Consider the following 26,647-nt stretch of genomic DNA (forward strand, 5'->3'; position numbering starts at 1 on the left):
CCGCTCATGGCTGCTCCGACCCCCACCGCACCCTGCCCCTGCTCTAGCCCCGACGACAACCCCGACCGCCTCATGAGCGTGCCCGAGTGGTGCGCCTACTGGGGCATCGGTGAGCCCTTCACCAGGAAACTCATCCGGCTCGAGAAGATCTACCCGGTCCGACTCGGCCGCCGCGTCTTCCTCCCCAAGAGCGAGGGCAACGCGGTGATCGCGCGCAACACTGACTACGACCCGATGTGCCACTTCCGGTGATGGCACTCGACATGCCCGGGCCCCTCGAGGGGCCCGGGCATGACCCGACCTCTTCTGACAGCCCCGACCAGGGGTCACACCTTGACCACCTGGGGCGCTTCGGCATCGACACCATCGACGTGTTCGTGCCGACGACCCGGGACGCGATAAGGGAGCTACCCGTCCAAAGACTGCTTCAGCACCTGGACCACGCCACTGGCGAACTCAGCGAACCCGTGCCCACGACGAGCGAGGTAAGACTCGCCAACGGCCAACAGGTCCGCGCACTCCGGCAGGCAGGCGTCCACGGCGTCCTGGCGAGTTTCTCGGCTCCGAAGTGGCTGCGGGGCGACAACCGACGGCCGGCCACCAGCGATGAGGTGCGTACGGTGGTCGACGATTTCACCAACCTCGTCGCCGAGCACGTGCCCTTCGCAACGCCAGTGCCCGAGGTCAGGCTGAGGCGGGTCGACGTCGCACGTGACTTCGTCGGTGTCGCAGCCCCCGCGCAGGTACTCGACGCTCTCACCTTTGAACGACCGCGTCGCCCGATGAAGACGAACCTTTACCGGGACAAGGCCCTGCTCGGAGCGCAGACGGTGTACCGCGCGAATACCAGGTGGAAGGCACGCCTCTACCATCGCGGCGAGATGTACCAGGACCGCTCGGCTCCAGCCTCCTGCGATCCCGGCCTTGCTCAGGAAGAAGAGGGGATCGTCAGGTTCGAGCTCGAGCTACGGACCGAGGTCCTGGGCGAACTCGGCATGGCAAGAGTCGAAGCCCTCGATGACGCTCGACTCTGGAGCACGGCCTCGAAGTACTGGGGGCGAACCAGGTTCGGGGCGACGGTGGGCAGCGATCCGAAACGTCTGCGCGCAGCCGAAGAGTGCCTAAGCACCCAGGAGCTCGGGCTCGTGTGTGTCCACCTGCTGTTCCCCGGACGAGGACTCGCGAGGGGTTCGAGACGCAAGGCCAAGGCGCTCGCGGCCAGGTTCGGATTGACTCGTGATGACCTCATCCACAGCACGGGTGCTCCCGCCGGGACTCTGGACCTCCATAGGGGACGGTTCATCGCCACCGAGTCCGACGCCGCTGATCCACTCCCCTGAACGGTGTAGCCAGGAGGCTTGGCTCGCGGGGTCGAGGCAAGCCTCCTGGAGGCCCCGCACAACCACTAGAGCGCCGACTGCCCACCCACCGGCTTCACCTTTACGGTTCCTGCGGGCTGGGCGGTACGCCGTTCCAGCACGAACCGCCGACGTTGGGGAAGAACTTCTCCCGAACGGCGCAGTCCCCGTCGTTTGGCTGGTCGAGATAGTCCTCAAGATCCGGAACGGCATCGCTGTATCCGACATACACACCTGGTGCGACCGCCACGGACTTCTCGGTGGGGATCGCGTTGGCGACTCGGTAGTCGATCTGCTCGGTGTCGACCAATACCGGGTAGCCCTCGACGACCGTGTCACCTGATGGGTAGGCCAGTGAGGCCGATTCAGCCTCGGCAGCTTCCTCCGTCACCGTGACGGTCGGGGCTGGCTCAGGCGTTGCCGTGACTGTCGCTGTCACCGTGACCGTCGGGGCCGGCGCAGGGGTCTGGTCGCCGCTACACCCCGTGAGCAGCAGGCCGAACGCGACGAGCGGGAACGCAGCACGGTACATCCTCGGCTTGGCCACCATGTGCGCGAACGTACCGATGCCTGCCCGTGGCGGCACGCCGGACGCGGGTGAAGTCAGCGGGCGACTCGCGCATGTGAACTGGGAGATGCCGACCTACCACGACCACCCACGATCCGTCGGACTACCGGCGACGTGCCCTGTCAGCAACGAACTCGTCGATGCCCGCGTCGAGCCGCTGGGCGAACTCACGCCACTCCGTCAGGTCTCGGGCTCCGCAATCGGGTCCGCGCGTCTCGCGCCAGCCGTCCTCCTCGGGGGCTACGCCGCAGTCGCACTGCACCTCGGTGTCCATGTCGCCCTCCCGTCCGATCGGCCCGCTGTTCCCAACAGGGTAGGACCCGGCCCGCCGAACTGCACAGGCATTGCGGTGCGCTTTGTGCGCCTCGCTACGCGCGTGTGCGCGCGAGAGACACGGGCAGCAGGCAAATCACAGCCCCGACGGGACCGCGAAGTCACCAGGGCGACGGGGGCGCCAGCATGAGCGCGCCGACCGAGGCCGTTGGGGCACGTTCGCAGTTCTTAGCTATGGCCGTCCGTCTACCTGCGGCCCTAGGTCTGACCGCTCCCAACGCTCGTACTGTGCGCGGCCCACGGCGTCATACTCGTAGCGCGCAACCGTCTCGAGGAACTCACGTTGCTCAAGTTCCCGAACGGCGCGCTCAATGAACTGCTGTGCGCTCTCGCCATTCCGCGCGGCGCCGGCTTCAACCCTGCGACGGAGGCGCCCGCTGACCCTGATCGCCCTCCCGATGGTCCTCATCGTCCAATGATGAGCCCGCCGCCCCAGTGCTGCCACGCACACCGGTGGCCATCGATGACCGGCTGGGGTTCGGGATCTCAGGCGAACCACGGCGAACCGGCACGCAACGGAACTCCGCGTTATCTGACGAATCGCCTGCGTGTGTGAGACATGTGCCAGCAGCAACGAGCCCTCCTGCTCCCCACGTTCAAGGACCTGTGGCGCTCAGCCCTACCGCACCTCACCTGACGGCCCAGGACGGTGCTGGAGTCACCAACGGGGTCGTATGATGCTGGCGTGCCGCGGTCCTGCGGCAACCACCGCCCGAGGAGTGATCGGGCAACCTGACTCACGTGCGCTAGCGACGCGGCCCTGAGGGGCCTGTGAACGTTGCCCAGCGCGCTCCTGAGAGGAGACCCGTGAGTCAGTCCCGAACGAACGTTCACCCCGCGTGCCCTGGAGGGCCCGGACAGGCAGCCATTCGAATCGCGGAAGCCGCCCGAGTGCTTGGCGATTTGTGCCACCGCGTCGCCCGTCGCTTGTCGCGTGGCCCTTCGCTCCCCCGCGAGACACCGGTGGGCGTCCTGCGGTCGGCTGTTTTCTCTCCAACTGAGGTCGCCCGGCTCTATGGTGTCTCACCCGCGACGATTCGCCGGCAGTGCCAGCGGGGGGAGATCCCCGCGGTCAAGCAGGGCCAGCGGTGGCAGATCCGTCTCGATCAGCTGCCGCGCGAGCATCGTCAACCGTGACTCTCGCGGCTGACTCCAGTGCTGGCAGGGCGCCACTGACGCGAAGTCCGACGCCGGAGCAGTTCAAGCCGGCTCTGGGCATGTTCCATAGTCCGACGTGGCGCTCGGGCTCGGCCTTGAGACTTGACTTGAGACCGGTCGTGATAAGGCAGGGTGGTAGTTCACCCGGACTCCGAGACCTCTGCTGCCGCGGTCCCGTGGCTGGCTCTGTCATCCTGTTCCGATGAGTGTGGTGGGCCGGTGGTTGCATGGGTGGCGCCTCGTCGCTGTGGTGGTCGCTGTAGGCGCGTTGATGCTCTGCGCCGCACTGGTCATCTCCCTCGTCGGAGGCGATCAGGATCAAGGTGGACTACGGCCGTGGCTGACGGCAGTTCTAATCAACCTGGGTGCGGCGGTACTCCTGATCGTTCCCATCGAACTGTTGGCCACTGCGCTGCGTCGACAGGTGACCGCCTCCGAGCAACGCACGCAAGAGCAGGTCGAGTCCGTCCGGCGGGAAAGCACCGAGCGGATCGACGAGCTGACGAGCCGAATCGAGTCCCTGGCGGGGGCCGAGAACCACATCGACGAGGTCATGGCCGAGGAAGTGTCGGCCGACCGCGAGTTGTACCAGTGCTTCCTCAACGAGGAGGTGAACGCGGCAGACGCATGGAAGGCCCTGGACCGGGCCACGAGGCGTGGGCTCATCAGTCCCGCAGGAGTCAAGGTCTCGTTCGACGCCGATGGCAAGACCTATGTGACGTTCAAACACATTCCGCAAGACCGCATCCAGGTATTCCTGATCCAAGGTGGCCAGAGGATCGTCAGCCATATCTGGGCCGGATCGATGACTGGAAAGGGTCTACTCGCAATACTGTACCGCAAGACCCGCAACACCGGCCGGGACATCCGGCCCGAGCCCAAGATGATCTGGGGCGGCCTCGCGAGAACACTCATCTACGCAGAGGAGCACGAGGAAGAGCGACCCGTCACGGAACTTCCGGCGCTCGGCGAGGATTGAAGGACATGCACCTCGCCCCTTGGCGACCGGAGCGCACTCTGCGCGCAGCTGAAACGTCATTTGAGAGACCGCGGGCATGAATACAAGCGCCATAAATGAACTCGCGTGGCTGCTGCGCGGACCCCACCGGTCCTCCCGAAGAGATACCTGCGGCTTGGCTAGGCCCGGTCTCCGGGCCTCGCTCAGGGAACTACGGCGCTGGCTGGTGGATACACGCCCTTACAAGCCCATCCAAGAGCGTGCCTGGACCTCTCTCGTGCGGGACGTCACACACTCCCTTGAGGCGATGGGTCCGCATACACGGGTCAAGGCACCGGCTTACGCAGACCTCATTGCCGGGCTGGCGGAACCCGAGTTGGGCGCTTCCTCTGCGCGGCGGGCGGCATGTTGTTCCATCACCGACGCACTCGAAGACCAACTCCGCCAAGGGAAGGCTTCTGTCGCAGCTCTCGACGACCTCTACACAACCATTCGTGATGTGTCGGCCACACACGACAAAGTCACTGAGCTACTCGGAGTTCTCAGCGATGTACTGCAGGTATCCCAGAGGTCGTTGAGTTCTGTCGGTTACGTTTTGGGGTCAATTCTCGACGACGAAAGCTGGGGAGTCGACATCGCGCGGCCCCAAGATGCTCCGCCGCCCAGCCTAGCTCGGAGACCAGACACCCCCGCCGGCCTTAGCGAACCGGAACGAATAGAACTCTGCCGCGGTTTGCTTCTTGAGCCCAGTGGCGCGCCCCGTACCGAAGCCGTTTGGGTCTGCTTCGAGCGGGCGACGTGTCGTGTTCCTGACTGGATCGTGCGGGTTGGGGCTGTCGAGTTCATCGATGGCCCGACACTACAGTCGGTGGTTCATTCTGTCGCCGCAGGGACCCCTCTTGCGCCTCATCTTGGCGAACGCCTTCCTCCGGAGGTGATAAATGCCGACGAGTTGTTCGCGCAGCAACTTGACGTCAGCCGGGTCAACGCCGGAGTCGAGGAGTGGGTGTGGGCACGCGTCGAACTCGACGGCACTGAGCAGACTCCAGCGGTCGAACACGGCAGAACCGTCGCGAGCAGTCTCGTTGGGCTCGCCGCATTTCATGACGGCGGTACCCGATGGAAGCCCATGACCGGAGGGATCGTGGTCCACGATGGCAGGCCGGGCATTGGCCCCTTCATCTTTCGTGATATCGACGAATCTGAGCATGACTCATCCTGGACCAGCGAAACCCTTGGCGATATCGGGGAGCAGATCGAGCCAGGCTCCACGGCCCCAAGTGAGGAACTTCTGGGGTTGCTTGCCACGGCAAACCTCGTTCGAGTCAACGGCTCGGGAGAGCCTAGCCCTTCGGGGCTACTCATCGACGTGCAGGTCATCGAGTCCATGGCGAGCCAAGCTGGGGCGAAAAACTGGCAGCCACACATGAAGAGAACTTTCGCCCTCGCGTGGGCAAGGCAGACCGTGGCGCACGAACTAATTAACGCGCACACCACACCGACCGGCGTCTATGATTTGAGAGTCATCCCAGAGGTGGTCGCCATACGGGACCTCTACGAACACGATCACGGCAGCCATGCTCCACGTGTTCACATCCGCTTCGATCTGGCGCTCGAACGACTACCTGGTCTTGTATCCGCACTGCCGGACCACGCGCCCGGCGCACGTCGGCTGCGCACACTCGCCAACCGCCTCGTCACGGCCTCGGCTGCGTCAGCTTGGGTCGACGAACTCGTCGCGCAGTTTGAACAGGGCGTCGACCGGCTCGCTCGGTGCCGCAACGCGGCCGCCCATGGCGGCCCCACCGAGATCGACGTCATCGCATCCGTCCGCGAGTTCGCGAATCACGAAGCAGCACGCACCATCAATCTGGGAGTCTGGGCGACCGTGAAGATGGAGGCGCTCACCACCGCACACGATCGCGTCCGGGCGCGAGATCAGGCGTGGCGCCAGGCGCTCGATGAGGGCCCGGAGCTGTCCGTGGAGACACTCATCGGAACCGACAGCGGCGCTTGAGGGTCAGTCCGTGATGCTGCAGTTCATCCCCCTTGAGCGCAGGTGCCTTCGTCCGCCCAACTCCCCAGGCTGACCGCTATGGCGCAATGTGGTGGAGTAGTGCGAGCGCGGGCAGCGTAGCGATCCGTTGTCACGGCATCGGCAATCGCGAGCCGAGCACTGGGCGGTCATTGCCTCGAACCCCATTCCGTCTTCGTCGCCAAGTCGCGGTTCCCCATTCGCAGCCCACTGCGTGTCGTGCCACTGCGTGCCACTCCGGTGTGCCACTCGGTATCTCTCGGTGCACCTCCATGTACTCTGAATCCGCAGGATCGTGCCGATCCTGACGAGGCTTCAGGGCTGAGGAACATGGGTGCGTCAGCTTCCCAAGCTGACAGCGCGGGTTCGATTCCCGTCACCCGCTCGCTGATCGACGAGGCCCCGCACCGGTTCCGGTGCGGGGCCTCGTCGCGTTCGGGCGGCCAGGGGGGCTGCCGTCAGCGCGGCGGCTGCGTGCGCGGCTTCAGCCGCACGTCGGGCAGCGCGGGGGCGCGCAGGGGGCCGCCCTCGTAGCCGTCCACCCGACCGAAGCGGCGTCCTTCCGCCCCCTCGACGTACCCGGTGGACCCGTCGGCGAGGTCCGTGAGCTGCGCCGACCAGTCGGCCCGTGCCGCGACGACGTCCTCGTGGCTGCGGCCCACGAAGTTCCACCACATCACGACGTCCTCGGTGAAGGGCGCACCCCCGAGAAGGATCGCCCGCACGGGCTCCGCACCGGCGGTGATGACGAGCCGGTCGCGGCCGGGTGCGGCGTAGGCGAGCTCGGACGGCGGCACCACGGTGTCCTCGAGCGTCGCCTCGCCGGCGTCGACCAGCAGCCCGTGCTCGAAGCCGGGGTCGACGTCCAGCTCGAGCCGGCTCCCGGCCGGGAGGTCGAGCTGGGCCCCCACGAGCGGGGAGTAGGTCCGGGCCGGCGAGGCCAGCAGGTCGCCCGCGACACGGAGCGAGCCGAGGAAGACCTGGACGCGCACCCCGTCGGCGTCCGCCACCGGTAGGTCGGCGTGGTGGTCGAACCGCGGGGCCGTGCCGGCGTCGGACGAGGGCAGCACCGTCCACAGCTGGACGCCGTGCAGCGTCGGGGGGCGGGGACGGTCCGGCGTGGACGGCGTCGACTCCTCCGAGTGGGAGATCCCGTGCCCTGCGGTCATGAGGTTCAGCTCGCCCGGACGGACGAGCTGCTCGGAGCCCACCGAGTCGCGGTGCAGGATCTCCCCGGCGAAGAGCCACGACACCGTCTGCAGGCCGATGTGCGGGTGCGGCGGCACCTGCATCCCGGCGGAGGACGAGACGTCGTCGGGCCCGTAGTGGTCGCAGAAGCACCACGCCCCGATGAGGGACCGTCGGCGCTGCGGGATCGTGCGCCGGACGGTCATCGCCCGGGGTCCGCCGAGTGGCACCTCACGGGAGGTGAGGAGCTCGATGTCGTCGGGGGCGTCACCGACGGCGCACACCCGCTCGGCCGGTCGCAGCTCGAGGTTGCTCATGGATCGGAGCCTACGCGCGCCAGCAGTCCGTGACATGGCCGAGGCCCCCGGGGCGGCCGGGGGCCTCGGCAGGAACCACGTTCCCCGCGCGATCGCTGGCGGGGCGCCGTGTCGACGTCACGGCCCCGGGCCACTGTCGGCGCGGCGGGGCCTGGTGCGTCGTCGCCCCGTCCACCCCGTTTCTCCACAGCGAGACCCGGACGTGGGTGGTCTTCCGGCCACGCCCGGACACCCGCGTCGTCACCCGCGGCCCGCACTCGGTGCGGATCGGCCCGTCGTTCTCCGGTCGACCGTCGTCCCGTCGACGAGCCGGCCCGCAACCGTGCGGTCCGGAGGTGCTCCCCGGCGGAACTGCTACCGCCGTTTCTAGACCCGCCTCGGGCCCCCTGCAAGGGTCCCGGCGGACGAAATTCTCAGCCACAGGTTCGTCCACAGTCGGAGGCGCGGAATCCCCACACCGTCCACAGCGCTGTGGACAAAATCTGTGGACACGCGTTCACGGGATGGCCCTGCCCGGCTGCGGCACCCTGCCGCAGGGCGCCCGACGACACGCGGCGGACACCCGCGACCGGTACGAGGAACCGCAGGATCCCGGGGATGAACAGCACGGAGACACGCCGTTCCCGCTCGTCGCGGCTGTCCGAGCACCTCCCGGCCCCCGGCGTTCACCGGAAGCGGCCGGGGAAGATAGCACGGCCGGCGGGCGTCCACACTCCTGTGGACAACGTGCTGGTCAGACCCAGGCGCGTGTCGGCGACCGCTCCTCGTCGACCCGTCGGTCGACCTCCGCCGTCGTCGCGACGAAGGCGCCGTCGTCGACCAGCACTCCGCCGGACCGGGCGTGCATGAGCAGGGCCAGCCGCGCCACCGTCGCACGCATCCGGTTCCGGGCGATGACGTGCACCCCCGAGGGCTGCTCCAGCCGCAGCTCGTACGGGTCTTGCGGGACCCACCGGACCTCGACCGCGAAGGGTCCGTAGTCGTTCACGTCGACGTCGACCAGCGCCCGCGGCACGCGGTCGACCTGCCGCGCGTCGAGCACGATGCTCCCGTCGTACGGCGTGCGCGCGACCAGCCGGTGGCTCGTGGACCCGTCGGGCTCCGGGGTCTCCGCCTCGTGCTCGGCCGTGGCCACGACCGACCGGAGCAGGGCCAGGAGGTCGGCCGCGCCGATCGGGTTCGCCGAGAAGAGACGCAGGTCGACCGAGCCGGCCGGGTCGGGGCGCAGGAGCTCACGCCCGTCGGCCAGGAGCAGCCCGCCGAGCTTCCGGGCCACGGCGACCCCCCACTGGACCAGACGCAGCTCGTCATCCTCCGGCAGCCCGGCCGCGAAGGCCCGGGCCACACCGTCGCGGTCGTCCGGCGAGGCGGGTCGCGGACCACGCCGGTCGAACGTCCCGTCGACACGGCCGAGGGCGAACACCCGCACCGGCCCCGTCATCCCGAGCTGCGCGGCGACCTCGGCCGGCCCGGTGAAGGGACCGGCGACACCGTGCTCGGCGCCGATCCCGAGCACACCCGGGCCGACGTCCCGCGGGTCCGGCGCCGCCGCGGCCATCCCGCGGAATCGCGCGCCCCGCATCGGCTGCGGCCCCGAACGCGCCTCGGGTTCCTTCAGCCACCGGGCGTCGGAGAACCAGGACTCCGCCAGCCGTCGCACCGTCGCGACCTCGGTCGCGTCAGGCAGGACGAGCAGGTGGTTCGACACGTGCTCCGGGGGGACGAGCGCCTGGACGTACGACATGTCGCGGACGCTACTCCCCTCGGGGGCGCGGCGGGAGCCCCGAAGGTGACGTCCGTGTTACGTCTGCTCGGGAACGAGCAGACCGTCCGGATGCCGGGATGCCGCGCGGGACACGCCGGCCCCGGAGTGGTGTCGCTCACAGGGACGCGTGTGCCGGGCACTGACCTGACGACCGGGCCCTATGCTGTCAGCATGCCCAAGATCATCGGCAAGAGTCTTCACGAGCACCGCCAGATGACCCGGCACAAGCTGTTCGCGGCGTTGTCCACGCTCATGGCGGAGCGGGGGTTCGACACGATCACGCTGGCCGACATCGCCCAGGCCGCCGGCGTGGGCCGGACCGCCGTGTACAACCACTTCGCGGACAAGGAAGCCCTGCTCCTGGGCTTCATCACCCACGAGACCGAGCAGTACGCCCACACCCTGGAACGCGCCCTCGCGGAGGTCGACGACCCCGTCACCCAGCTGCGCACCTACATCCGTCAGCAGGCGCAGCTGACCACCGTATTCCACCTCGCGCCGGGTCCGGACCTGCGCACGGTGCTGTCCCGCAGCACCCAGTCCCGGCTGCGCGAGCACGCCGAGATCGTCGAGTCGATCCTCAAGCGCATCCTGCGTGACGGCGTCGAGACGGGCGCCTTCCCGCCCCAGGACATCGAGCCCACGGTGCAGCTCGTCAACGCCTGCCTGTCGGGACGGCTCATCCCGACCGACCAGGAAGCCCGCGAGCGCACGATCCGCGCCACCGAGACCTTCGTGCTGCGCGCCGTCGGCGCCCGGCCTCAGATGGCGGCCTGACCGCCCGTCACCACCAGGCGTCGGCAGGACGGTGGCGGTGCTCCGGCGGCGGCGTCACGTACGGCACGGGCACCGGCGCGAGATAGGCGCGGGCGAACTCCAGGGCCGCCGCCAGGTCGGAGTGCCGCTCGTGGGCGTCGTTGGCCTTCCGCGTCCCGATCTCCAGGCAGACGTCACCGCGGTAGCCGTTGTGGGCCAGCTCGGTGAGCACCTTGTCGCAGTGCATGTCGCCCCGGCCCGGCACCAGGTGCTCGTCACGGATGTTCGACGTGCCGTCCGCCAGGTGCACGTGCCGCAGCCGGTCGCCGAACTCCCGGACGAGGTCCAGGCCGTCCTGCTGGGCGACCGCGGCGTGCGACAGGTCCAGCGTGACGGCGTCGTAGTCGTGCTCGGAGGGGTCCCAGCCGGGCAGGTACGCCTTGAGCTCACGGTCGAGACGGGAGTGCGGCCGCCACGGGTACATGTTCTCCACGGCGACCGTCACCGGGCCCTTGGCGTTGAGCTCGCGGACCTGGTCCTCGAAGCCGCGCGCGTACTTGTACTGCCACCGGAACGGCGGGTGCACCACCACGGTGTCGGCGCCGAGCTCGCCGGCCATGTCGACCGCGCGGTCGAGCTTGGCCGCCGGGTCACGCCCCCAGACGCGCTGGCTGATCAGCAGGGTCGGGGCGTGGATGGACCGGATCGGCATCCCGGTGCGCTCGGACAGGCGCGCGAGCGTGCGCGGGTCCTGCGTGGCCGGGTCGGACCAGACCATCACCTCGACGCCGTCGTACCCGATCTCGGCCGCCACCTCGAAGGCGAACGCCGCGCGCCGAGGGTACACCGACGCGGTGGAGAGAGTTACGGAGATCGGCGTCTCGGCCATGTCGCCACCCTAGCTCGGGCACCTGCAAGAACGCTGGACACGTTACCCCCGAAAGACGTGGGGCGCTGCGGTCGGTCCCGACGCACCGATCGGGGGCGGCTACCCTCGGTGCCATGGTGCGCGCGGTGGTGTTCGACGTCGGGGAGACCCTGATCGACGAGACCAGGATCTTCTCCCGGTGGGCCGACCGGCTCGAGGTGCCGCGGGGCACGTTCCTGGGCCTCGTGGGCGCCTGCGCCGCGGCGGACCGGCCGCTCGTCGAGGCCTTCGAGCTCGTCCGGCCGGGCCTCGACCTCCCCTCCGAGATGGCCCGCTGGGCCGCCGAGGACCCCACGGGACTCCGCGAGAACTTCGACGCCGACGACCTGTACGACGACGTCCGTCCCGCGCTGTCCGCGCTGCGCGACGCCGGGCTCGCCGTCGTCGTCGCCGGGAACCAGCCTCCGCAGGCCCGGGCCGCGCTCGAGGCCATGGACCTGCCCGTCGACGCCATCCGCACCTCCGACGAGTGGGGGGTGGAGAAACCCGCGCCGGCCTTCTTCGACCGCGTCGCCGAGCTGGCCGGGCACGCGGCCTCGGACATCGCCTACGTGGGCGACCGCCTCGACAACGACGTGCTCCCCGCCGCCGACGCCGGGATGCGGCCCGTGCTGGTCCGTCGCGGACCGTGGGGCTACTGGCACGCGACCCGACCGGAGGCCGCACGGGTCGACGTCGTCGACTCGCTCGCGGAGCTGGTCGGGCTGCTGACCCGCTGACGCCGTCGCCGGCTCCGGTCAGTCCCGGTCCGGAGGCGCTGCGGCCGCGTCGTGCTCCATCTCGTTCGGCACCAGCGCGTCCTCGTCGATCTTCCCGGTCCGGAAACCCGCCCGGCTGACCAGGTGGGCGGCCACCGGTGCGGTCGCGAGCTGGAAGACGACGACGAGCGCGAGCATCGTCACCGCCGACCAGCTGCGCACCCGCAGCGCGAGCCCGAGCAGCAGCAGGATCAGTCCCAGCACCTGCGGCTTGGTCACCGCGTGCATCCGGCCGAGCAGCGAGTCGAAGCGCACGGCGCCGACCGCCGCGGCGAGCGTGAGGAACGCCCCGGCGAGCAGGCTCACGCCCGCGACGACGTCGGCGAGCGTCGTCCAGAACCCCGGGTCGACCTCGGTCATCGGTCCCCCTCCTCGGCCTCGGGGGCCTCGCCCGGCACGGAGTCGGGGTCGTCGGCGGCTCGGTGCCGGACGGCCGACGGCTCCCGTGCGGCGAACCGGGCGATGGCGACCGACCCGACGAAACCGACCAGGGACATCGCCACGAGGATCGGGATGGTCTCGGTCCGCCGGGTCCAGGCGGCCTCGATGGCGACCACCCCGACCAGGGCCGCCGCGAGCAGCTCGAGCCCCAGCGCGCGGTCCAGCATCGACGGTCCCCGTTCGAGACGCACGAGCGCCAGCAGCGCGGCGACGGCCACCATCACCGCGGCCAGCACGACGACGACGATCATGGGTGCGCCTCCGTCCCGTCCTGCGCCCGGCACCGGTCGAGCACGTCGCGCGGCGCGAAGCTGCGCAGCACGCGGTCCTCCAGGTCGAGCAGGTAGTCGCGGACCCCGTCGGGCCCGCCGGAGCTGCCGATGTCCAGCACGTGCACGGACAGCAGACCGGTATCCCGCTCGGTCTCGACCACCAGCGTCCCCGGCACCAGCGTGGAGAGCACGGCGGTGGTGGTCAGGAAGACGTCCTCCGGGTTGCGCAGCCGCACCTGCACGACCGCGGCCTGCGGGGCCGGCCCCGGGCGGATCGCGATCCACGCGACGTTGAACGACGCCACCACGAGGTCGACGACGAAACGTCCGAGCAGCCCCAGGAAGGGGCCCGGACGGACGGTCCAGCGCGACGGGATCGGCGGCAGGGGCAGGGCGACGACGACGAGCACGCCCAGCGCCAGCCCGCCGAGCACGTTGGCCCAGGACAGGTCGCCCCACAGCAGCACCCAGACCACGGTGAGGCCGGCCAGGGCGGGCCACTGCGCGGCCACGCGGCGGGCCCGGGCGCGCAGGGTCTTCTCCGCCCCATCGTTCACGGCCCGTCACCCCCCTCGGTCTGCGCGTCCGTGACGTCGGCGGACTGTCCCGTGCCGCGGTCGGACCCGCCCGGGTACACCGCCTCGATGTAGGTGAACCCGTCCATGGTCGTCGCCGCGGAGCGGTCCGCGTACCCGTACAGCGGACCGGCGACCACCGTCAGCGACAGCCCGAAGGTCACCAGGGCGGCGGCCGGCCACACCATCGTGCGCGGCATCGGCGCGTGCTCGGGGATCTCGGCGGGCGCGGTCTGCCAGAACGCCTTGTTCCACGCCTTGACCACGGCGTAGAGCGTCAGCAGCGAGGTGGCGACCGAACCCACCACGAGCGCCCAGGCCAGCGGCGTGCCGATCCGGACGCCCTCGGTGAGCAGCCCGACCTTGCCGAGGAACCCGGACAGCGGCGGGATGCCCGCGAGGTTGAGGGCCGGGACGAAGAACAGCACCGCCAGCAGCGGGGCGAGCTTCGCCAGGCCGCCGAGCCGGTCCAGGGACGTCGACCCGCCCCGCCACTCGACCAGCCCCACCACGAGGAACAGGGCCGTCTGGACGGAGATGTGGTGCACGACGTAGAAGATCGCCGCGGCGGTCCCTGCCTCGGACGCCAGCGCGACGCCGAAGATCATGAACCCGATGTGGCTGACCAGCGTGAACGACAGCAGACGTTTGACGTCGTTCTGGGCCACCGCACCCAGGATGCCGATGACCATGGTGGCCAGGGCGACGACGAGGAGGATCTGGTCGACCACGGGGCTGTCCGGGAAGATCAGCGTCTGGGTGCGCAGGATCGAGTACACGCCCACCTTGGTGAGCAGCCCCGCGAACACGGCCGTGACCGGGGCGGGGGCCGTCGGGTAGGAGTCCGGCAGCCAGAACGACAGCGGGAACACCGCCGCCTTGATCCCGAACGCCAGCAGAAGCAGGAGCTGCAGCGCGACCCGGACCGTGTCGTCGATCTCGGGCAGGCGCACGGCGAGCTGGGCCATGTTGACCGTGCCCGTGGCGGCGTAGATCAGCGCGATCGCCGAGAGGAACAGCACCGAGGAGGCCAGCGCCACGATGAGGTACACGGACCCGGCCCGCACCCGTTCCGCCGTGCCACCGAGCGTGAGCAGCACCGCCGACGCGGCGAGCAGGATCTCGAACCCGACGTAGAGGTTGAACAGGTCACCGGTGAGGAACGCGTTGGAGACGCCGGCAGCCAGCACCAGGTAGGTGGGGTGGAAGATGGCCACCGGGATCGCCCCGCCGACGCGTGCCTCGTCGACCGTCTCCGCCTCGTTCTCGGGCACGCCCTGACCGAGCGAGTACAGCAGGACGCAGAGCAGCATCACGCCGCTGACCGTGAGCATCAGGGCGGCGAGCCGGTCCGCGACCAGGGCGATGCCGACCGGTGCGGCCCAGCCGCCCACGTCCACGACGACGGGACCGGCGTCGGCCGCGAGGACCAGGCCCACGGAGGCCAGGGTCGAGGCGACCAGCGCCGCGACCGAGATCGTGCGCTGGACGTTGGCGTAGCGGTGCAGCGCCAGGGTGAGACCGGCCGCGAACAGCGGCACCAGCACCGGCAGCGGGACGAGGGTCTCCGGCCCCCAGGCTGCGGGGATCCAGCTCATCGCGCCTCCCCCGGTGTCGTCACGTCGGAGGTGTCGTCGCCGGGGGCCTCGTCACCGGCGACGTCGTCGTGCACGGCGGCGGCCTCCTCGTCGAGCGTCTGGCCGGTCTCGTCCGCGTCCGCGTCCTCGTAGGCCGGGGCGTTGAGCGCGGCGTGCCGCGCGACCCGGCGGTCCTCGACGTCGTCGGCGACCTCGTCGTGGCCGTGCAGCTGCCACGACCGGTAGGCGAGCGCCAGGATGAACGCGGTCAGGCCCAGGGTGATGACGATCGCGGTGAGCGTCATCGCCTGCGCCAGCGGGTCGCTCATCGGCTCGTCGGAGCTGCCCACGATCGGCGACGCGCCCGCCCGGCCGCCCGCGACCAGCAGCATGAGGTTGACGCCGTTGCTGATCAGGATGAACCCGAGCAGGATCCGCGTCAGCGGCCGCTCGAGCAGCAGGTAGACGCCCGTGCCGCACAGCACGCCGACGGCGAGGACCAGCACGGCCGAGGGGGTGTTCTCCAGGACGATCACCGCGACTCCTCCCCCGCGACGGCGACGACGTTCTCGGGCAGCTCGCCCTGCCGGTCGATCTCGGCGCCGAGCGTGCGCAGGACGTCCAGGACCAGCCCGACGACGAGGAGCATCACGCCGACGTCGAAGAACAGGGAGGTCACCAGGTGCACCTTGCCCAGCAGCGGGACGTGGAAGTCGAAGGTGAAGCTCTCCAGCACCTCCTGCCCGATCAGAAGAGCCCCGAGGCCGACGCCGGCCGACAGGAACAGCCCGGTCCCCAGCAGCAGGCCCGGTGGGACGGGCATCGCCTCACCGAGCTCGTACCGGCCGCCGGCGAGGTAGCGCACCGCCAGCGCGATCCCCACGACCAGCCCCGCCGCGAAGCCCCCGCCCGGCGCGTTGTGCCCGCTGAACAGCAGGAACAGCGCGAAGACGATCATGGCGTGGAAGACCAGCCGGGTCACGACCTCGAACATGACCGACCGTCGCTCGGGGGCGAGCGTGCGGCCGGCGGCCAGCCACTCCTTGCGCTCCCCGGAGTCCGCCCCCGGGGCGCGCGACAGCCGCAGCACCGCACCGCTGCGCTGCCGCAGGAACACCAGCGACGCCACGCCGGTGGCCGCCACGAGCAGCACGGACAGCTCCCCGACGGTGTCCCAGGCCCGGATGTCGACCAGCGTGACGTTGACGATGTTGTCCCCGCTGCCGTACTCCACCGCCTCGGCGGGGAAGTCCACGCTGATGGGCGGCTGCACCCGGGCCAGCGGGGCCGCGAGGGTGAGTCCCATCATCACGACGCCCGTCGTGACGCCGAGGACGACCCGCACCCACCGGCTGGCGGTGAGCGGCCGGTCGGTGAAGTACGGCGGCATCCGGCGCAGCACGAGGACCAGCACCACCAGGGTGACCGTCTCCACCAGGACCTGGGTCAGCGCCAGGTCGGGAGCCCCGTGCAGCAGGAACAGCGCGGCGTTGGCGTACCCCGCGACACCGACCAGGACGACCGCCTTGAGCCGACGCCGGGCCCGCGCCGCGAGCACGGACGCCACGGCCACGATCGCCACGACGGCCGCCTGCGCGGGCCGGTCCCACGGCACCACGTCGACGGCGACCGTGGTGCCGGTGAGCAGGCCCGACAGGATCACGGCCCCCGGGGCGACCGCCAGCACGACCAGCACGATGCCGAGGTAGAACGGCAACGAGCCGCGCTGCGTGGCTCCGGTGACGTCCGCCGCCAGGTCGTCCAGCCGGCGCATCGACCGGCGGTAGACGAGGTCGGCGCCGCGCGGTGACGGCAGGGACGCCTGCCAGCGCTCCACACGGACCCGTTGCCCGAAGAGCACGGCGCCGACGGCGAGCACCAGCACGGAGGTCGCCAGTGCCGGCGTGAACCCGCCCCACAGCACGAGCTTCCCGGGGTCACCGCTCGGGTAGGTGTCGGCGAAGGGCGCCAGCACCCGCTCGCCGACGGACGGCACGAGCGCGACGAGCAGCCCGCCGAGCGCGAGCACGGCCGGCGGCGCGACCAGCAGCGCCGGCTGGCGACGGTGCGGCACCGCCGGGGCACCGCCGTCGGGCAGGGAGCCCTTGGTGCCGAACGCCCCCCACCAGAACCGCAGCCCGTACGCCACGGTCAGGATCGACCCGACGACGACCGCGACGAGCGCGGCGACCTCGAGGCCGCCCGCCCCGTGGGTCACGTCGTGCCAGAGCCCCTCCAGGGCCGCCTCCTTGGCCACGTACCCGGCGAACGGCGGCAGCCCGATCATCGACGCCGTGGCGAGCAGTCCCGCCGCCGCCGTGACGGGCATGGCTCTCCACAGGCCGGACAGACGGCGCAGGTCACGGGTGCCGGTGGCGACGTCGACGACCCCGACGACCAGGAACAGCGCCGCCTTGAACAGGGCGTGGGCGCCGAGCAGGGCGAGCCCGGCGAGCGCCGCGGCGCGGGTGCCGAGCCCGAGCAGCAGCACGAGCAGCCCGAGCTGGGAGACCGTGCCGAAGGCGAGCACGAGCTTGAGGTCGTGCTGGCGCAGGGCCCGGTAGCCGCCGAGGAGCAGCGTCGCCGCGCCCAACGAGACGACCGACCAGCGCCAGACCGGCTCCCCGGACAGGCCCGGGGCGAACCGCGCCACGAGGTAGACGCCGGCCTTCACCATCGCGGCGGCGTGCAGGTAGGCCGAGACCGGGGTGGGGGCCGCCATCGCGGCCGGGAGCCAGAAGTGGAAGGGCACGAGGGCCGACTTCGTGGCGGTGCCGGCGACGAGGCAGAGCGACGCCACGACGGCCGCGGTGCCCGTGGGCGGGTCCGCGACGACCTCGGAGACGCGCCAGGTGCCGGTCGACACCCCGAGCACGATGAGGCCGACGAGCATGGCCAGCCCACCGGCGGTCGTGACGACGATGGCCTGCATCGCGGCCCGCCGGGACGCCTTGCGGTCGGCGTAGTGGCCGATCAGCAGGTAGGAGAAGACCGTGGTCAGCTCCCAGAAGACGAACAGCAGCAGGAGGTCGTCGGCGGTGACCAGGCCCATCATCGCGCCCGCGAACGCGGTCAGCGTGCCGGCGAAGCGTCCCGTACCGAAGGCATCGCGGGAGAAGTACGCCGAGCAGTACAGCAGCACCAGGGCACCGACGCCGCCGACGACGAGCAGCAGGAGCCAGGAGAGGGCGTCGAGCCGCAGGTCGATGGTCAGGTGCAGACCGGGCACCCAGGGGATGCTCGTGACCGGTGGGTCGCCGTCGAGCACCGCCCGGGTGCTCGCCAGGGCGTAGCCCGCCGCGGCCGCAGGCCCGACCGCGAGCACCCAGAACGCCCGCCGACCCAGCAGCGCCACCAGAGCGGGCGCCGCCACGGCCAGCGCGAAGGTCAGGAGCAGGACTGCCAGCACGGCGCTCCGTCCGGTCGTGGGGCGGGGACATGACTCTAACCGGGGACGGCGCCGCCGTCCCGGCGGACGCGACGGGCCCGGGTCAGCCGCGCAGCGGCAGCGTCAACGTCGCGGCGCCGTCCGCCGTGACCGTCACGGGGACGCCCCAGTCCTGCTGGGCGAGGTGGCAGGCGGGGAAGAAGTCCTCCGGCTCACCGTCGGGGCCGAGGGCGGCGTCCTGCGGCGGCAGGTCGCAGGAGGCCGCCTTCGCGGTCACGTGCAGCACGCCCTCGGCGACCGCGGGGTCGATGCGCAGGTCACGCACCAGGTCGGTGCCGTCGCCGGCCCCGTCGAGCAGCAGCTCCGGCGGCGTGGCGCTGATCCGCAGCTCGGTGGACGGCCCGAACCGGTCGTCGAGCTTCTGCCCGGGCGCCGGGGTGAACGGCACCTCGAGACGGACCGTGCCCCCGGCGATCTCCGTGGCCTCGCGGGCGACGCGGTGCGCGCCGCCGTCGAGGACCCGGCCGACGAGGTCGGCGGGCAGCGCGACCCGGGTCAGCCGGTGCGCCGCGGACTCCACGACGAGCAGGTGCACCCGGCCCTCGCCCTCCTGGACGAGCACGTCGCTGGGTTCGGCGAGCCCGGTGGCGAGCGTGGTGACCTCCCCCGAGCGCGGGTCGTACCGACGCAGCGCGCCGTTGTAGGTGTCGGCCACGACGGCCGACCCGTCCGGCAGCGTGGCGACACCCAGCGGGTGCTGGAGCAGCGCCTCGGCGGCCGTACCGTCCCGGTGCCCGAAGTCGTACAGACCCTGCCCGACGGCGGTGCTGACGTCGACGTCCGCGGCTCCCGCGGGCGTGACACGGCGCAGCGCGGACGTCTCGGCGTCGGCGAGCCAGAACCCCCCGTCCGGTCGGCGGTCCTCGTCGAGCGTGGGGGCGAGCCGGGAGGGCTGGGCGAACCACGCCGCCGCACCCGGGCCGTCCTCGAGGCCCTCGTTCATCGTGCCCGCCAGCAGGCGCAGGCTGCCGTCCTCGTCGGACGCCACCGGGTCGAACGCCCACAACGTGTGGTTGCCGGCCATGGCCACCACGAAGGCGGACAGCGGCTCCGACCACGCCACGTCCCACGGGGAGGACAGCCGGACCGTCGACGCCAGGAGCTCCTCGTCGGACGGGTGGGCCCGCGGCTGCTCACCCGGGACCTCCACGTTCTCGTGACCGCCGACCATGTACTGACGGCCGGTCCCGGCCACGGTGTACACCTCACCCGACTCCAGGTGGACGCCGCGCAGCGTGTGGTTGACCGTGTCCGCCACCAGGACGTCGTAGCCCAGGCGCCCCCGCAGCGCGTCCGGCACGAGGCACAGCCCGTTCGGCTCGCTGAACCGCGCGGCGTGCGTGCCGTCGGGAGCGGGACCGCCGTCGACCAGCCCCCGCTCGCCGGAGCCGATGCGCCGCACCAGCGTCTCGCCGTCGGGCGCGAGCTCCGCCAGCCCGTGGTGCCCGGCGTCGGCCACCAGCAGGTTCCCGCCCGGCAGCTCCACCGCCGCCGCGGGGAACCGCACCGTCGTCGGCTCCGGCGTCGGCGCCACGTACGGGCCGTCCCCGCGGTGCAGGGTGCCCTTCGCCTCGTGCTCGGCGACCAGGTCGCGCACGAGCGCCGCGACCGCGGACGCGTGCCCCTCGCCGGCCATCTGCGCGACGACGTACCCCTGCGGGTCCACGACGACGAGCGTGGGCCACGCGCGGGCGGTGTAGGCATCCCAGGTCACGAGCTCCGGGTCGTCCAGGACCGGGTGGCGCACGTCGTAGCGCTCGACGGCCGCCGCGAGGGCGTCCGGGTCGGCCTCGTGGGCGAACTTCGGGGAGTGCACGCCGACGATCACCAGCACGTCGCGATGAGCCTCCTCGATCTCGCGCAGCTCGTCGAGGACGTGCAGGCAGTTCAGGCAGCAGAACGTCCAGAAGTCCAGCACGACGATCTTGCCGCGCAGGTCGGCGAGCTGCAGCTCACGGCCGCCGGTGTTCAGCCAGCCGCGGCCGACGAGCTCGGACGCGCGGACCTTCGGGAGGGTGGGAGTGGTGCTCACCGCCCCATTGTCCCCGCGCGGGCGCGATCGCGGCGAGGTGACCGCACACCGGGACGCCGGGCTCCGGGGAGTGGCCGGGGCTCGGCACGACTACGCGTCGACGTCTCCGGCCCGCTGGTCGAGGAAGGCATCGATCTCGCTCCAGGCGCGCGCGTACGACGCCAGGATCGCGGCCTTCATCTCCTCGCTCGCGCCCGCGGCCTGGGCCTCGTGCACCGCCAGGAAGGAACCCTGGGCGACGGCCGCCTGGACACGTGGCTTGACGTTGCGCATCGCCTGCTCCGTCGTGAACAGCGCCGGCTCGGAATCGTGCATGACCAGCACCGTAGGCACCGACACCGACACGATGCGTCTCAGAGCGCCTGGACGGCCCCCACGACGTGCACCCGGACCGGGACGCCCTCGACGTCGGGCGGCACGTCCTTGCGCGCCCGCACGGTGGTGACGTTCACCTGCAGGACCCAGTCGTGGGAGTCGCCCCGCTGGGCCAGACCCACCCCGCACACGCCGTCGACCTGGGCGACCTTCTCCCGCAGCGCGCCCTTGGCGGCTCGGGCCTGCTCGATCGTGGCCATGGCCACCACCTCCTGGTCCCATTCTCCCCCGCGGCGCGCTGCAGTGCCACGATGGGCGGGTGACGACGATTCCCACCGTGACCCTGAACAACGGCGTCCCCATCCCGCAGGTCGGTTTCGGGACGTACAAGATCGGCGACGACGAGACGCGAGAGGCGGTGCTGCAGGCCTTCGAGGCCGGGTACCGGCACATCGACACCGCTCAGATGTACCGGAACGAACGCGGCGTGGGCGAGGCGATCACCGCCTCGGGGCTCCAGCGCGGCGAGGTCTTCGTGACCAGCAAGCTCAACAACGCCAACCATGCCTACGACGACGCCCTCGCGTCGTTCGACCGCACCCTGGAGGAGCTGGGGCTCGAGTTCGTGGACCTCTTCCTCATCCACTGGCCGCTGCCCGCCGTGGGCCGCTACCTGGAGGCCTGGCGCGCGCTGGAGGAGATCCTGCGCAGCGGGCGGGCGCGGGCGATCGGCGTGTCGAACTTCCAGCCGACGCACCTGCGCACGCTGCTGGACGAGGCGACGATCGTGCCGGCCGTGAACCAGATCGAGATGCACCCCTGGTTCACGAACTCCGACGTGCGGTACTTCGACGAGAGCCACGGCATCACCACCGAGGCGTGGTCGCCGCTCGGCCGCGGCAAGGCGCTGGAGGACCCGACGATCACGCGGATCGCGCAGGAGCACGACGCGACGCCGGCCCAGGTCGTGCTCGCCTGGCACCTGGCCCGCGACGTCGTCGTCATCCCCAAGTCGGTGACGCCGTCGCGCATCGCCTCGAACCTGCGGGCGGTGGACCTCACGCTCAGCGACGACGAGGTCGCGGCGATCACGGCCCTCGACCGTGGCGAGCGCATCGGGTCCCACCCCGACACCGAGAACCGCACCGACCGCTGACCCCCGCCCCCGGTCCGCTGTGGGTATGGAATCTGCGGGTCCGGAGCGGTCCGGACCCGCAGATTCCATACCCACAGCGGGGTCGGGCGGCCCGGCGGGGCGACGGCGGGCAGAATGACCTCATGGAACGCCACACCGTGGTCGCGATCCGCGAGGGGCTGCACGCCCGCCCCGCTGCGCTGTTCACCCAGCTCGCGGCCTCCCAGCCGCTGCCCGTCCGGATCGCCCGGGACGGCGGGGAGCCCGTCGACGCCGCCAGCATCCTCGCCGTGATGACGCTCGGGGCCGACGCCGGCACCTCCGTCACGCTGTCGGTCGACGCCGACGGCCACGACGAGGACGAGGAGACCGCCACGGCGGTCCTGGACACCCTCGAGGAGTTCCTGTCCGACCCGGAACCGGGCTGACCTGCCCGAGGGTCACAGACCCAGGTCGACCAGCACCGGGCGGATGGCGTCCCGCACCGCGTTGCGCGCCTCCATCGGGTCGTCCTCGGCCAGCGCCAGCCGCGCCAGCTCGACGCACTCCTCGTCGGTGACCCGCTGCAGGACCGCCGCGACGTCCGCGAGCGCCCGGGGCGTCATCGACAGCGACCGCACGCCCAGCCCGACGAGCACGGGGGCCAGGGTGGCGTCCGCGGCGGCCTCCCCGCAGACCCCGACGGGTCGGTCGTGCCGGGCCGCCCCCTCGCAGGTCGCGCGGATCAGCTCCAGCACCGCGGGCTGCCACGGGGTGGACAGCGCGGCGAGCTCGCCGAGCATGCGGTCGGCGGCCATCGTGTACTGGATGAGGTCGTTGGTGCCCACCGACCCGAAGGCGGCGTGGGCGAAGACGTCGGCGGCCCGCAGCGCCGCGGCCGGCACCTCGACCATGACCCCGGCGTGGCGCAGCCCGTGCTGCTCGCAGAGCGCGACGAAGTCGGCGGCCTCGCCCGCGGTGGCGACCATCGGCGCCATCACCCACACCTCAGCGTTCTCGGCCTCGGCGGCGGCTGCGATCGCCTGCAGCTGCCGCTCCAGCACGCCGGGCCGTGACGAGGCCGTGCGCAGCCCGCGCACGCCCAGGGCCGGGTTGGGCTCGCCGTCGGCGGTGACGAACGGCAGCGGCTTGTCGGCGCCGGCGTCGAGGGTGCGGACCACGACCTTGCGCCGCGGGAACGCGGACAGCACCTGGCGGTAGGCGGCGACCTGCTCGGACACCCCGGGCTCGGTGCTGCGGCCCAGGAAGCAGAACTCGGTGCGGAACAGCCCGACCCCCTCGGCGGAGGCCTCCAGCGCGGCCTGGGCCCCGGCGGGGTCGGCGACGTTGGCGAGCAGCTCGACGCGGGTGCCGTCGGCGGTGCGTCCGGTCCCGTCGAACGCGCGACGTTCCGCCTCGTGCTGCTGGGCGGCCGCCACGGTGTCGGGGTCGGGGTCGAGGACGACGACGCCGGCCGCCCCGTCCAGGAGCACCGTGTCGCCGTCGGAGATCGCCTCGGCGCCGCGGACCGCGACGACGGCGGGGATCCCGAGTGCCCGGGCGAGGATCGCGGTGTGCGAGGTGGGCCCGCCGCCGCTGGTCACGACGCCGAGCACCACGTCGGGGTCGAGCGTGGCGGTGTCCGCCGGGGCGAGGTCGTCACCGACCAGGACGAACGGGTGGTCGAGCTGCGGCACCCCGGGCGGGCGGACGCCGATGAGCTCGGCGACGATGCGGTCCCGCACGTCGCGCACGTCCCGGGCGCGCTCCGCCAGGGGCGGCCCGAGCTTCTCGAACTGCTTGATCAGCCCGCGCGCGGCGTCCCAGATCGCACGCTCCGGGGTGAGGTGGTCGGTGCGGATGCGCCGTTCGCCGTCGGCGACCAGGGCGGGGTCCGCCGCCATCGCCGCGGTGACGGCGAGGAGGTCGGCCGCGGTGCCGGTGGCGCGGCCGGCCCGGTCGGTCAGCTCGTCGCGGACCGCCCGGGCGGCGGCCGTGAGCTGGGTGACGGCCGCCTCGACGCCCTCGCCCTCCAGACGCGTCGTGCGGGGTTCGGGCACGGGCGGAGGCATGGTGGCCGCGGGGCCCGCCGCCCTGCCCGGACTGACGGGCGCACCCGTGAGAGTCGTGCTCATCGCTGCCGTGACCTCCGTCCGCCCCACCGGTGCCGCGCGGTCGCGTCTCCGATCCTGCTGTGCCTGGCACGCTGTCGGATGAGGCACTCTGTGTCAAGGATCACGTCCGTCACGGCCCACGACTCCTCGGAGGACCCCCGATGCCCCTGATCGTCAGCTCTCCCGTCGCCGGCACCGTGGTCGACGTCCGCGAGGTCCCGGACCCGGTGTTCTCCGCCGGGCTCGTCGGTCCCGGCACGGCCGTCGAGCCCGAGGGGACCGAGGTGGTCTCCCCGGTGGGCGGGCGGATCGTCAAGCTGCACCCGCACGCCTTCGTCGTGCAGGCCGCGGACGGACCGGCGGTGCTGGTGCACCTGGGGATCGACACCGTCCAGCTCGGCGGCGCGGGGTTCACCCTGCACGTCTCCGAGGGGGACGAGGTGGTGACCGGGCAGCTCCTGGTGGAGTGGGACCCGGCGGCGGTGCGCGACGGTGGCCGGGCGGCCGTCTGCCCCGTGGTGCTCCTGGAGGCGGACCCGGAGCAGGTGGAACCACGGGTCGCCCCCGGCACCGCCGTCGTGCCCGGGGACCCGCTCCTGGCAGCCCGCTGACCGGTGGCAGACTGGGCCGGGAACGAGCCGGTCCCCGTCCGGCGTGGTCAGGGAGGACTCGACTCGACGATGGCGACGCGCCCCGCCGGCCGGACCGGCACCGGTCAGAAGTACCGCGTGGTCCGCGCCTACCTGGCCGAGCTGGTGGACCACCTCGCCGTGGGCGACGCGATCCCGTCCGAGCGGGCGCTCGGGGACCGCTTCGGCGTCTCGCGCATGACGGTCCGCCAGGCGATCGACGCCCTGGTCGCCGACGGGCTGCTGGAGCGGGCGCAGGGCCGCGGGACGTTCGTCGCCCCGCCGCCCGCCGACCTCGAGATGCGGCTGACGACGTTCGGCGAGGAGGTGCGCCGCCGCGGCATGACACCGGGGTCGCAGGTGCTGGAGGCCTCGACCACGCCGTGCCCGGCCCCCGTGGCGGACCTCCTGGCGCTCCGCCCCGGCGACGACGCCCACCGCGTGCTGCGGGTGCGCAGCGCCGACGACGAGCCCTGGGCCGTGGAGGACGCCTGGATCCCGGCGCACCTCGCCCCCGACCTGCTCGCCCACGGCGTGCCGGAGAGCCTGGACGCCGAGCTGCGTCGGCGCGGCCACGCACCGACCGGTGGGGACGAGACCATCACGGCCGCGGACGCCACCCCCACCGAGCGCCGGCTGCTCGCCATGACCGGCACGCACGCCGTCATGCGCATCGAGCGCCGCACCTACGTCGACCAGACGCCGCTGATCCACTCGCGGTTCTCCTACCGCGGCGACCGGTACAGCGTGTTCGTGCCCCTGGGTGAGGCCCGCTCCCCCGTCCCGGTGTGGGCCTGACCCGCAGCGGCCCGGCACCGGCTCACACCAGGCGCACGCCGAGCGCGTCGAGGACGGCCGAGATGGGGTTGACGTAGGTCAGGCCCGTCCCGTCCGGCCCTCCGGTCTCCGACCCGGCGAACAGCAGGCCCAGGGCGGTGGCGTCGGTGCGGTAGACCAGGGACCCGGAGTCGCCTCCCCGGGAGAACGGGCCGGTGCCGGTCGACTCGACCTCGATCTGGCCGTCGAACGCGAGCAGTCCGAGCTCGGGGCCGTACCCCACCAGGACGTCGTCCATCTCGACGGCGCTGACGCGCCCGTGGGTGTGGCCGGTGGTCCGCCCGATCTTCTCGACGAGGTCGCCCGGCAGCGCCTCCGCCGTCGTCGACACCGCCCCCACGGGGTAGGTCGGGTCGATCTCGGGCCGGTCGAGCAGCGCGACGGCGGCGTCCACCGTGGCGCGCTCCCCCTCGGTCAGGGGAACCACCGCCGCCACGGACCCGACGAGGTCGTGAGGGGCGCGGCCGCCGTCCGCCGGGCCGGGCTGCAGCACGCCGTCCCCGGGGACGCCGTCGAGCACGTGCCGGTTCGACAGCGCGTACACCGACTCCGCGTCCCCGGGCAGGTCGACCGCGACACCGGCGCACGAGGCGTCCGGGACGACGAACGCGCCGAGCGTGCCGGCGGTGACGTCGACGTGCGCGATCGACACCCCGGGACGCAGGGGGCGCACCCGGCCCGTCTCGCCGACCGCGAGGGCGGTCGCGACCGGGGGCTGCGGACCGAGACCGGTCTCCCGCGGAGTGCCGCGCAGCCCGGGCGCGAGCCGCCGGATGCGGCCGGTGCGGCGGACGTCGGGCGCCTGCCCGGCCTCGGCGGCGATCTTGCGGACCACCGCGCGCGCGGCGGGCAGCCCCAGTCGGTAGCGCACGGCGATCTCGTACTCGCCCTCGTGCTCCGCGGGCGCCAGCCCGATCGCGAGGGTGGGGGCCCGCACCAGGTCCGGTGCCGAGACCGTCCCGGCAGCGCGTGGTCCGACGGCCACCCCGTACCGTCCCGCCAGGTCACGAGCGTAGTCGGTGAGCTGGGCCTTGATCGCACGCGCCTGGGTCAGATCCATGCGGCGAGTCTGGCCCACCCCGCGGCGCGCGGCTCGCCGGGCACGCCGCGCAGCCCCGGAGGGGCCGATCCGAAAAAGATGGCCCGATCACGTCATGAACCGCGGTCGGGT

26 protein-coding genes are annotated in these 26,647 nt (G+C 71.9%); 11 read left to right on the forward strand and 15 right to left on the reverse strand.

Going from position 1 to position 26,647, the window contains the following annotated elements; genetic code table 11:
• Positions 1 to 6: 6 nt before the first annotated feature.
• Together Q6350_RS02805 and Q6350_RS02810 are read left to right on the forward strand one after the other, a co-directional pair.
• Positions 7 to 252, forward strand: coding sequence for a helix-turn-helix domain-containing protein (locus tag Q6350_RS02805; protein ID WP_305065046.1), 246 nt, complete (start codon positions 7 to 9; stop codon positions 250 to 252).
• Positions 252 to 1,340, forward strand: a complete 1,089-nt coding sequence (locus tag Q6350_RS02810) for a hypothetical protein (RefSeq protein ID WP_305065048.1) — start codon at positions 252 to 254, stop codon at positions 1,338 to 1,340. The genes Q6350_RS02805 and Q6350_RS02810 overlap by 1 nt, the downstream gene beginning before the upstream one ends.
• Positions 1,341 to 1,440: 100 nt before the next feature.
• Here Q6350_RS02810 and Q6350_RS02815 read toward each other — a convergent pair whose 3' ends face one another.
• Positions 1,441 to 1,908 carry a hypothetical protein gene (locus tag Q6350_RS02815; protein WP_305065050.1) on the reverse strand — a complete coding sequence of 156 codons (468 nt, stop codon included), beginning with the start codon at positions 1,906 to 1,908 and terminating at the stop codon, positions 1,441 to 1,443.
• A gap of 1,314 nt (positions 1,909 to 3,222) precedes the next feature.
• On the opposite strand from Q6350_RS02815, the gene Q6350_RS15325 reads away from it, so the two are divergent.
• From Q6350_RS15325 to Q6350_RS02825, 3 genes are all read left to right on the forward strand, one after another.
• Entirely contained in the window at positions 3,223 to 3,396 is a 174-nt protein-coding gene (locus Q6350_RS15325) for a helix-turn-helix domain-containing protein (RefSeq protein WP_370375356.1), read from the forward strand.
• Positions 3,397 to 3,619: 223 nt separating this feature from the next.
• Positions 3,620 to 4,396 (forward strand): hypothetical protein, encoded by a 777-nt coding sequence (locus tag Q6350_RS02820; protein WP_305065052.1) that lies wholly within the window; start codon positions 3,620 to 3,622, stop codon positions 4,394 to 4,396.
• 913 nt (positions 4,397 to 5,309) lie between these two features.
• Complete coding sequence (locus Q6350_RS02825) at positions 5,310 to 6,392, forward strand: hypothetical protein (protein ID WP_305065054.1); 1,083 nt, start codon at positions 5,310 to 5,312, stop codon at positions 6,390 to 6,392.
• A gap of 476 nt (positions 6,393 to 6,868) precedes the next feature.
• On the opposite strand, the gene Q6350_RS02830 is transcribed toward Q6350_RS02825, so the two are convergent.
• Positions 6,869 to 7,915, reverse strand: a complete 1,047-nt coding sequence (locus Q6350_RS02830; RefSeq protein WP_305065056.1) for a pirin family protein — start codon at positions 7,913 to 7,915, stop codon at positions 6,869 to 6,871.
• Positions 7,916 to 8,648: 733 nt separating this feature from the next.
• Complete coding sequence (locus tag Q6350_RS02835) at positions 8,649 to 9,659, reverse strand: hypothetical protein (RefSeq protein WP_305065057.1); 1,011 nt, start codon at positions 9,657 to 9,659, stop codon at positions 8,649 to 8,651.
• A gap of 192 nt (positions 9,660 to 9,851) precedes the next feature.
• Between Q6350_RS02835 and Q6350_RS02840 the strand changes: the two genes are divergently transcribed.
• A complete protein-coding gene (locus Q6350_RS02840) occupies positions 9,852 to 10,457 on the forward strand; it encodes a TetR/AcrR family transcriptional regulator (RefSeq protein WP_171246927.1) in 606 nt (201 codons plus the stop codon).
• A gap of 7 nt (positions 10,458 to 10,464) precedes the next feature.
• Here Q6350_RS02840 and Q6350_RS02845 read toward each other — a convergent pair whose 3' ends face one another.
• The gene (locus tag Q6350_RS02845; RefSeq protein ID WP_304602761.1) at positions 10,465 to 11,325 is read right to left on the reverse strand and encodes a sugar phosphate isomerase/epimerase; all 861 of its coding nucleotides are present in this window, start codon (positions 11,323 to 11,325) and stop codon (positions 10,465 to 10,467) included.
• A gap of 113 nt (positions 11,326 to 11,438) precedes the next feature.
• Between Q6350_RS02845 and Q6350_RS02850 the strand changes: the two genes are divergently transcribed.
• Positions 11,439 to 12,083, forward strand: coding sequence for an HAD family hydrolase (locus tag Q6350_RS02850; protein WP_304602762.1), 645 nt, complete (start codon positions 11,439 to 11,441; stop codon positions 12,081 to 12,083).
• A gap of 18 nt (positions 12,084 to 12,101) precedes the next feature.
• On the opposite strand, the gene mnhG is transcribed toward Q6350_RS02850, so the two are convergent.
• The 9 genes from mnhG to Q6350_RS02895 form a co-directional block, all read right to left on the reverse strand.
• Positions 12,102 to 12,482 carry a monovalent cation/H(+) antiporter subunit G gene (gene mnhG, locus Q6350_RS02855; protein ID WP_171246930.1) on the reverse strand — a complete coding sequence of 127 codons (381 nt, stop codon included), beginning with the start codon at positions 12,480 to 12,482 and terminating at the stop codon, positions 12,102 to 12,104.
• The gene (locus Q6350_RS02860) at positions 12,479 to 12,814 is read right to left on the reverse strand and encodes a monovalent cation/H+ antiporter complex subunit F (RefSeq protein ID WP_304606616.1); all 336 of its coding nucleotides are present in this window, start codon (positions 12,812 to 12,814) and stop codon (positions 12,479 to 12,481) included. The genes mnhG and Q6350_RS02860 overlap by 4 nt, the downstream gene beginning before the upstream one ends.
• Positions 12,811 to 13,392, reverse strand: coding sequence for a Na+/H+ antiporter subunit E (locus tag Q6350_RS02865; protein ID WP_304606615.1), 582 nt, complete (start codon positions 13,390 to 13,392; stop codon positions 12,811 to 12,813). Before Q6350_RS02865 ends, Q6350_RS02860 begins: the two co-directional genes overlap by 4 nt.
• Positions 13,389 to 15,008, reverse strand: a complete 1,620-nt coding sequence (locus Q6350_RS02870) for a Na+/H+ antiporter subunit D (RefSeq protein WP_304602765.1) — start codon at positions 15,006 to 15,008, stop codon at positions 13,389 to 13,391. The genes Q6350_RS02865 and Q6350_RS02870 overlap by 4 nt, the downstream gene beginning before the upstream one ends.
• A complete protein-coding gene (locus tag Q6350_RS02875; RefSeq protein ID WP_304606614.1) occupies positions 15,005 to 15,523 on the reverse strand; it encodes a Na(+)/H(+) antiporter subunit C in 519 nt (172 codons plus the stop codon). Before Q6350_RS02875 ends, Q6350_RS02870 begins: the two co-directional genes overlap by 4 nt.
• Entirely contained in the window at positions 15,520 to 18,396 is a 2,877-nt protein-coding gene (locus tag Q6350_RS02880) for a Na+/H+ antiporter subunit A (protein ID WP_305065061.1), read from the reverse strand. The genes Q6350_RS02875 and Q6350_RS02880 overlap by 4 nt, the downstream gene beginning before the upstream one ends.
• A gap of 82 nt (positions 18,397 to 18,478) precedes the next feature.
• Positions 18,479 to 20,467: an NHL domain-containing thioredoxin family protein gene (locus Q6350_RS02885; protein ID WP_305065063.1), complete on the reverse strand. Its 1,989-nt coding sequence runs from the start codon at positions 20,465 to 20,467 to the stop codon at positions 18,479 to 18,481.
• 90 nt (positions 20,468 to 20,557) lie between these two features.
• Positions 20,558 to 20,782 carry a hypothetical protein gene (locus tag Q6350_RS02890; protein WP_304602769.1) on the reverse strand — a complete coding sequence of 75 codons (225 nt, stop codon included), beginning with the start codon at positions 20,780 to 20,782 and terminating at the stop codon, positions 20,558 to 20,560.
• 38 nt (positions 20,783 to 20,820) lie between these two features.
• Positions 20,821 to 21,042 carry a hypothetical protein gene (locus Q6350_RS02895; RefSeq protein WP_171246937.1) on the reverse strand — a complete coding sequence of 74 codons (222 nt, stop codon included), beginning with the start codon at positions 21,040 to 21,042 and terminating at the stop codon, positions 20,821 to 20,823.
• Positions 21,043 to 21,101: 59 nt separating this feature from the next.
• Between Q6350_RS02895 and Q6350_RS02900 the strand changes: the two genes are divergently transcribed.
• Together Q6350_RS02900 and Q6350_RS02905 are read left to right on the forward strand one after the other, a co-directional pair.
• Positions 21,102 to 21,938: an aldo/keto reductase gene (locus Q6350_RS02900; protein WP_305065066.1), complete on the forward strand. Its 837-nt coding sequence runs from the start codon at positions 21,102 to 21,104 to the stop codon at positions 21,936 to 21,938.
• 122 nt (positions 21,939 to 22,060) lie between these two features.
• Positions 22,061 to 22,345 carry an HPr family phosphocarrier protein gene (locus Q6350_RS02905; protein ID WP_304602771.1) on the forward strand — a complete coding sequence of 95 codons (285 nt, stop codon included), beginning with the start codon at positions 22,061 to 22,063 and terminating at the stop codon, positions 22,343 to 22,345.
• Positions 22,346 to 22,357: 12 nt separating this feature from the next.
• Here the strand turns inward: Q6350_RS02905 and ptsP are convergent, their stop codons facing one another.
• The gene (gene ptsP / locus Q6350_RS02910; protein WP_305065069.1) at positions 22,358 to 24,031 is read right to left on the reverse strand and encodes a phosphoenolpyruvate--protein phosphotransferase; all 1,674 of its coding nucleotides are present in this window, start codon (positions 24,029 to 24,031) and stop codon (positions 22,358 to 22,360) included.
• A 140-nt stretch (positions 24,032 to 24,171) separates the two neighbouring features.
• On the opposite strand from ptsP, the gene Q6350_RS02915 reads away from it, so the two are divergent.
• Both Q6350_RS02915 and Q6350_RS02920 read left to right on the forward strand, forming a co-directional pair.
• Positions 24,172 to 24,621: a PTS glucose transporter subunit IIA gene (locus Q6350_RS02915; protein ID WP_305065071.1), complete on the forward strand. Its 450-nt coding sequence runs from the start codon at positions 24,172 to 24,174 to the stop codon at positions 24,619 to 24,621.
• A gap of 69 nt (positions 24,622 to 24,690) precedes the next feature.
• The gene (locus Q6350_RS02920; protein WP_305065073.1) at positions 24,691 to 25,437 is read left to right on the forward strand and encodes a GntR family transcriptional regulator; all 747 of its coding nucleotides are present in this window, start codon (positions 24,691 to 24,693) and stop codon (positions 25,435 to 25,437) included.
• A 22-nt stretch (positions 25,438 to 25,459) separates the two neighbouring features.
• On the opposite strand, the gene Q6350_RS02925 is transcribed toward Q6350_RS02920, so the two are convergent.
• Entirely contained in the window at positions 25,460 to 26,536 is a 1,077-nt protein-coding gene (locus Q6350_RS02925; RefSeq protein WP_305065075.1) for a hypothetical protein, read from the reverse strand.
• Positions 26,537 to 26,647: the final 111 nt, after the last annotated feature.

This window comes from Isoptericola sp. b515, assembly GCF_030588125.1.
GTDB lineage: Bacteria > Actinomycetota > Actinomycetes > Actinomycetales > Cellulomonadaceae > Isoptericola > Isoptericola sediminis.

Coding starts and splice junctions, on each gene's coding strand:
- Q6350_RS02805 (WP_305065046.1), top strand. CDS start 7: ATGGCTGCTCCGACCCCCACCGCACCCTGCCCCTGCTCTAGCCCCGAC.
- Q6350_RS02810 (WP_305065048.1), top strand. CDS start 252: ATGGCACTCGACATGCCCGGGCCCCTCGAGGGGCCCGGGCATGACCCG.
- Q6350_RS02815 (WP_305065050.1), bottom strand. CDS start 1,908: ATGGTGGCCAAGCCGAGGATGTACCGTGCTGCGTTCCCGCTCGTCGCG.
- Q6350_RS02820 (WP_305065052.1), top strand. CDS start 3,620: ATGAGTGTGGTGGGCCGGTGGTTGCATGGGTGGCGCCTCGTCGCTGTG.
- Q6350_RS02830 (WP_305065056.1), bottom strand. CDS start 7,915: ATGAGCAACCTCGAGCTGCGACCGGCCGAGCGGGTGTGCGCCGTCGGT.
- Q6350_RS02835 (WP_305065057.1), bottom strand. CDS start 9,659: ATGTCGTACGTCCAGGCGCTCGTCCCCCCGGAGCACGTGTCGAACCAC.
- Q6350_RS02840 (WP_171246927.1), top strand. CDS start 9,852: ATGCCCAAGATCATCGGCAAGAGTCTTCACGAGCACCGCCAGATGACC.
- Q6350_RS02845 (WP_304602761.1), bottom strand. CDS start 11,325: ATGGCCGAGACGCCGATCTCCGTAACTCTCTCCACCGCGTCGGTGTAC.
- Q6350_RS02850 (WP_304602762.1), top strand. CDS start 11,439: ATGGTGCGCGCGGTGGTGTTCGACGTCGGGGAGACCCTGATCGACGAG.
- mnhG (WP_171246930.1), bottom strand. CDS start 12,482: ATGACCGAGGTCGACCCGGGGTTCTGGACGACGCTCGCCGACGTCGTC.
- Q6350_RS02860 (WP_304606616.1), bottom strand. CDS start 12,814: ATGATCGTCGTCGTCGTGCTGGCCGCGGTGATGGTGGCCGTCGCCGCG.
- Q6350_RS02870 (WP_304602765.1), bottom strand. CDS start 15,008: ATGAGCTGGATCCCCGCAGCCTGGGGGCCGGAGACCCTCGTCCCGCTG.
- Q6350_RS02890 (WP_304602769.1), bottom strand. CDS start 20,782: ATGCACGATTCCGAGCCGGCGCTGTTCACGACGGAGCAGGCGATGCGC.
- Q6350_RS02895 (WP_171246937.1), bottom strand. CDS start 21,042: ATGGCCACGATCGAGCAGGCCCGAGCCGCCAAGGGCGCGCTGCGGGAG.
- Q6350_RS02905 (WP_304602771.1), top strand. CDS start 22,061: ATGGAACGCCACACCGTGGTCGCGATCCGCGAGGGGCTGCACGCCCGC.
- ptsP (WP_305065069.1), bottom strand. CDS start 24,031: ATGAGCACGACTCTCACGGGTGCGCCCGTCAGTCCGGGCAGGGCGGCG.
- Q6350_RS02915 (WP_305065071.1), top strand. CDS start 24,172: ATGCCCCTGATCGTCAGCTCTCCCGTCGCCGGCACCGTGGTCGACGTC.
- Q6350_RS02920 (WP_305065073.1), top strand. CDS start 24,691: ATGGCGACGCGCCCCGCCGGCCGGACCGGCACCGGTCAGAAGTACCGC.
- Q6350_RS02925 (WP_305065075.1), bottom strand. CDS start 26,536: ATGGATCTGACCCAGGCGCGTGCGATCAAGGCCCAGCTCACCGACTAC.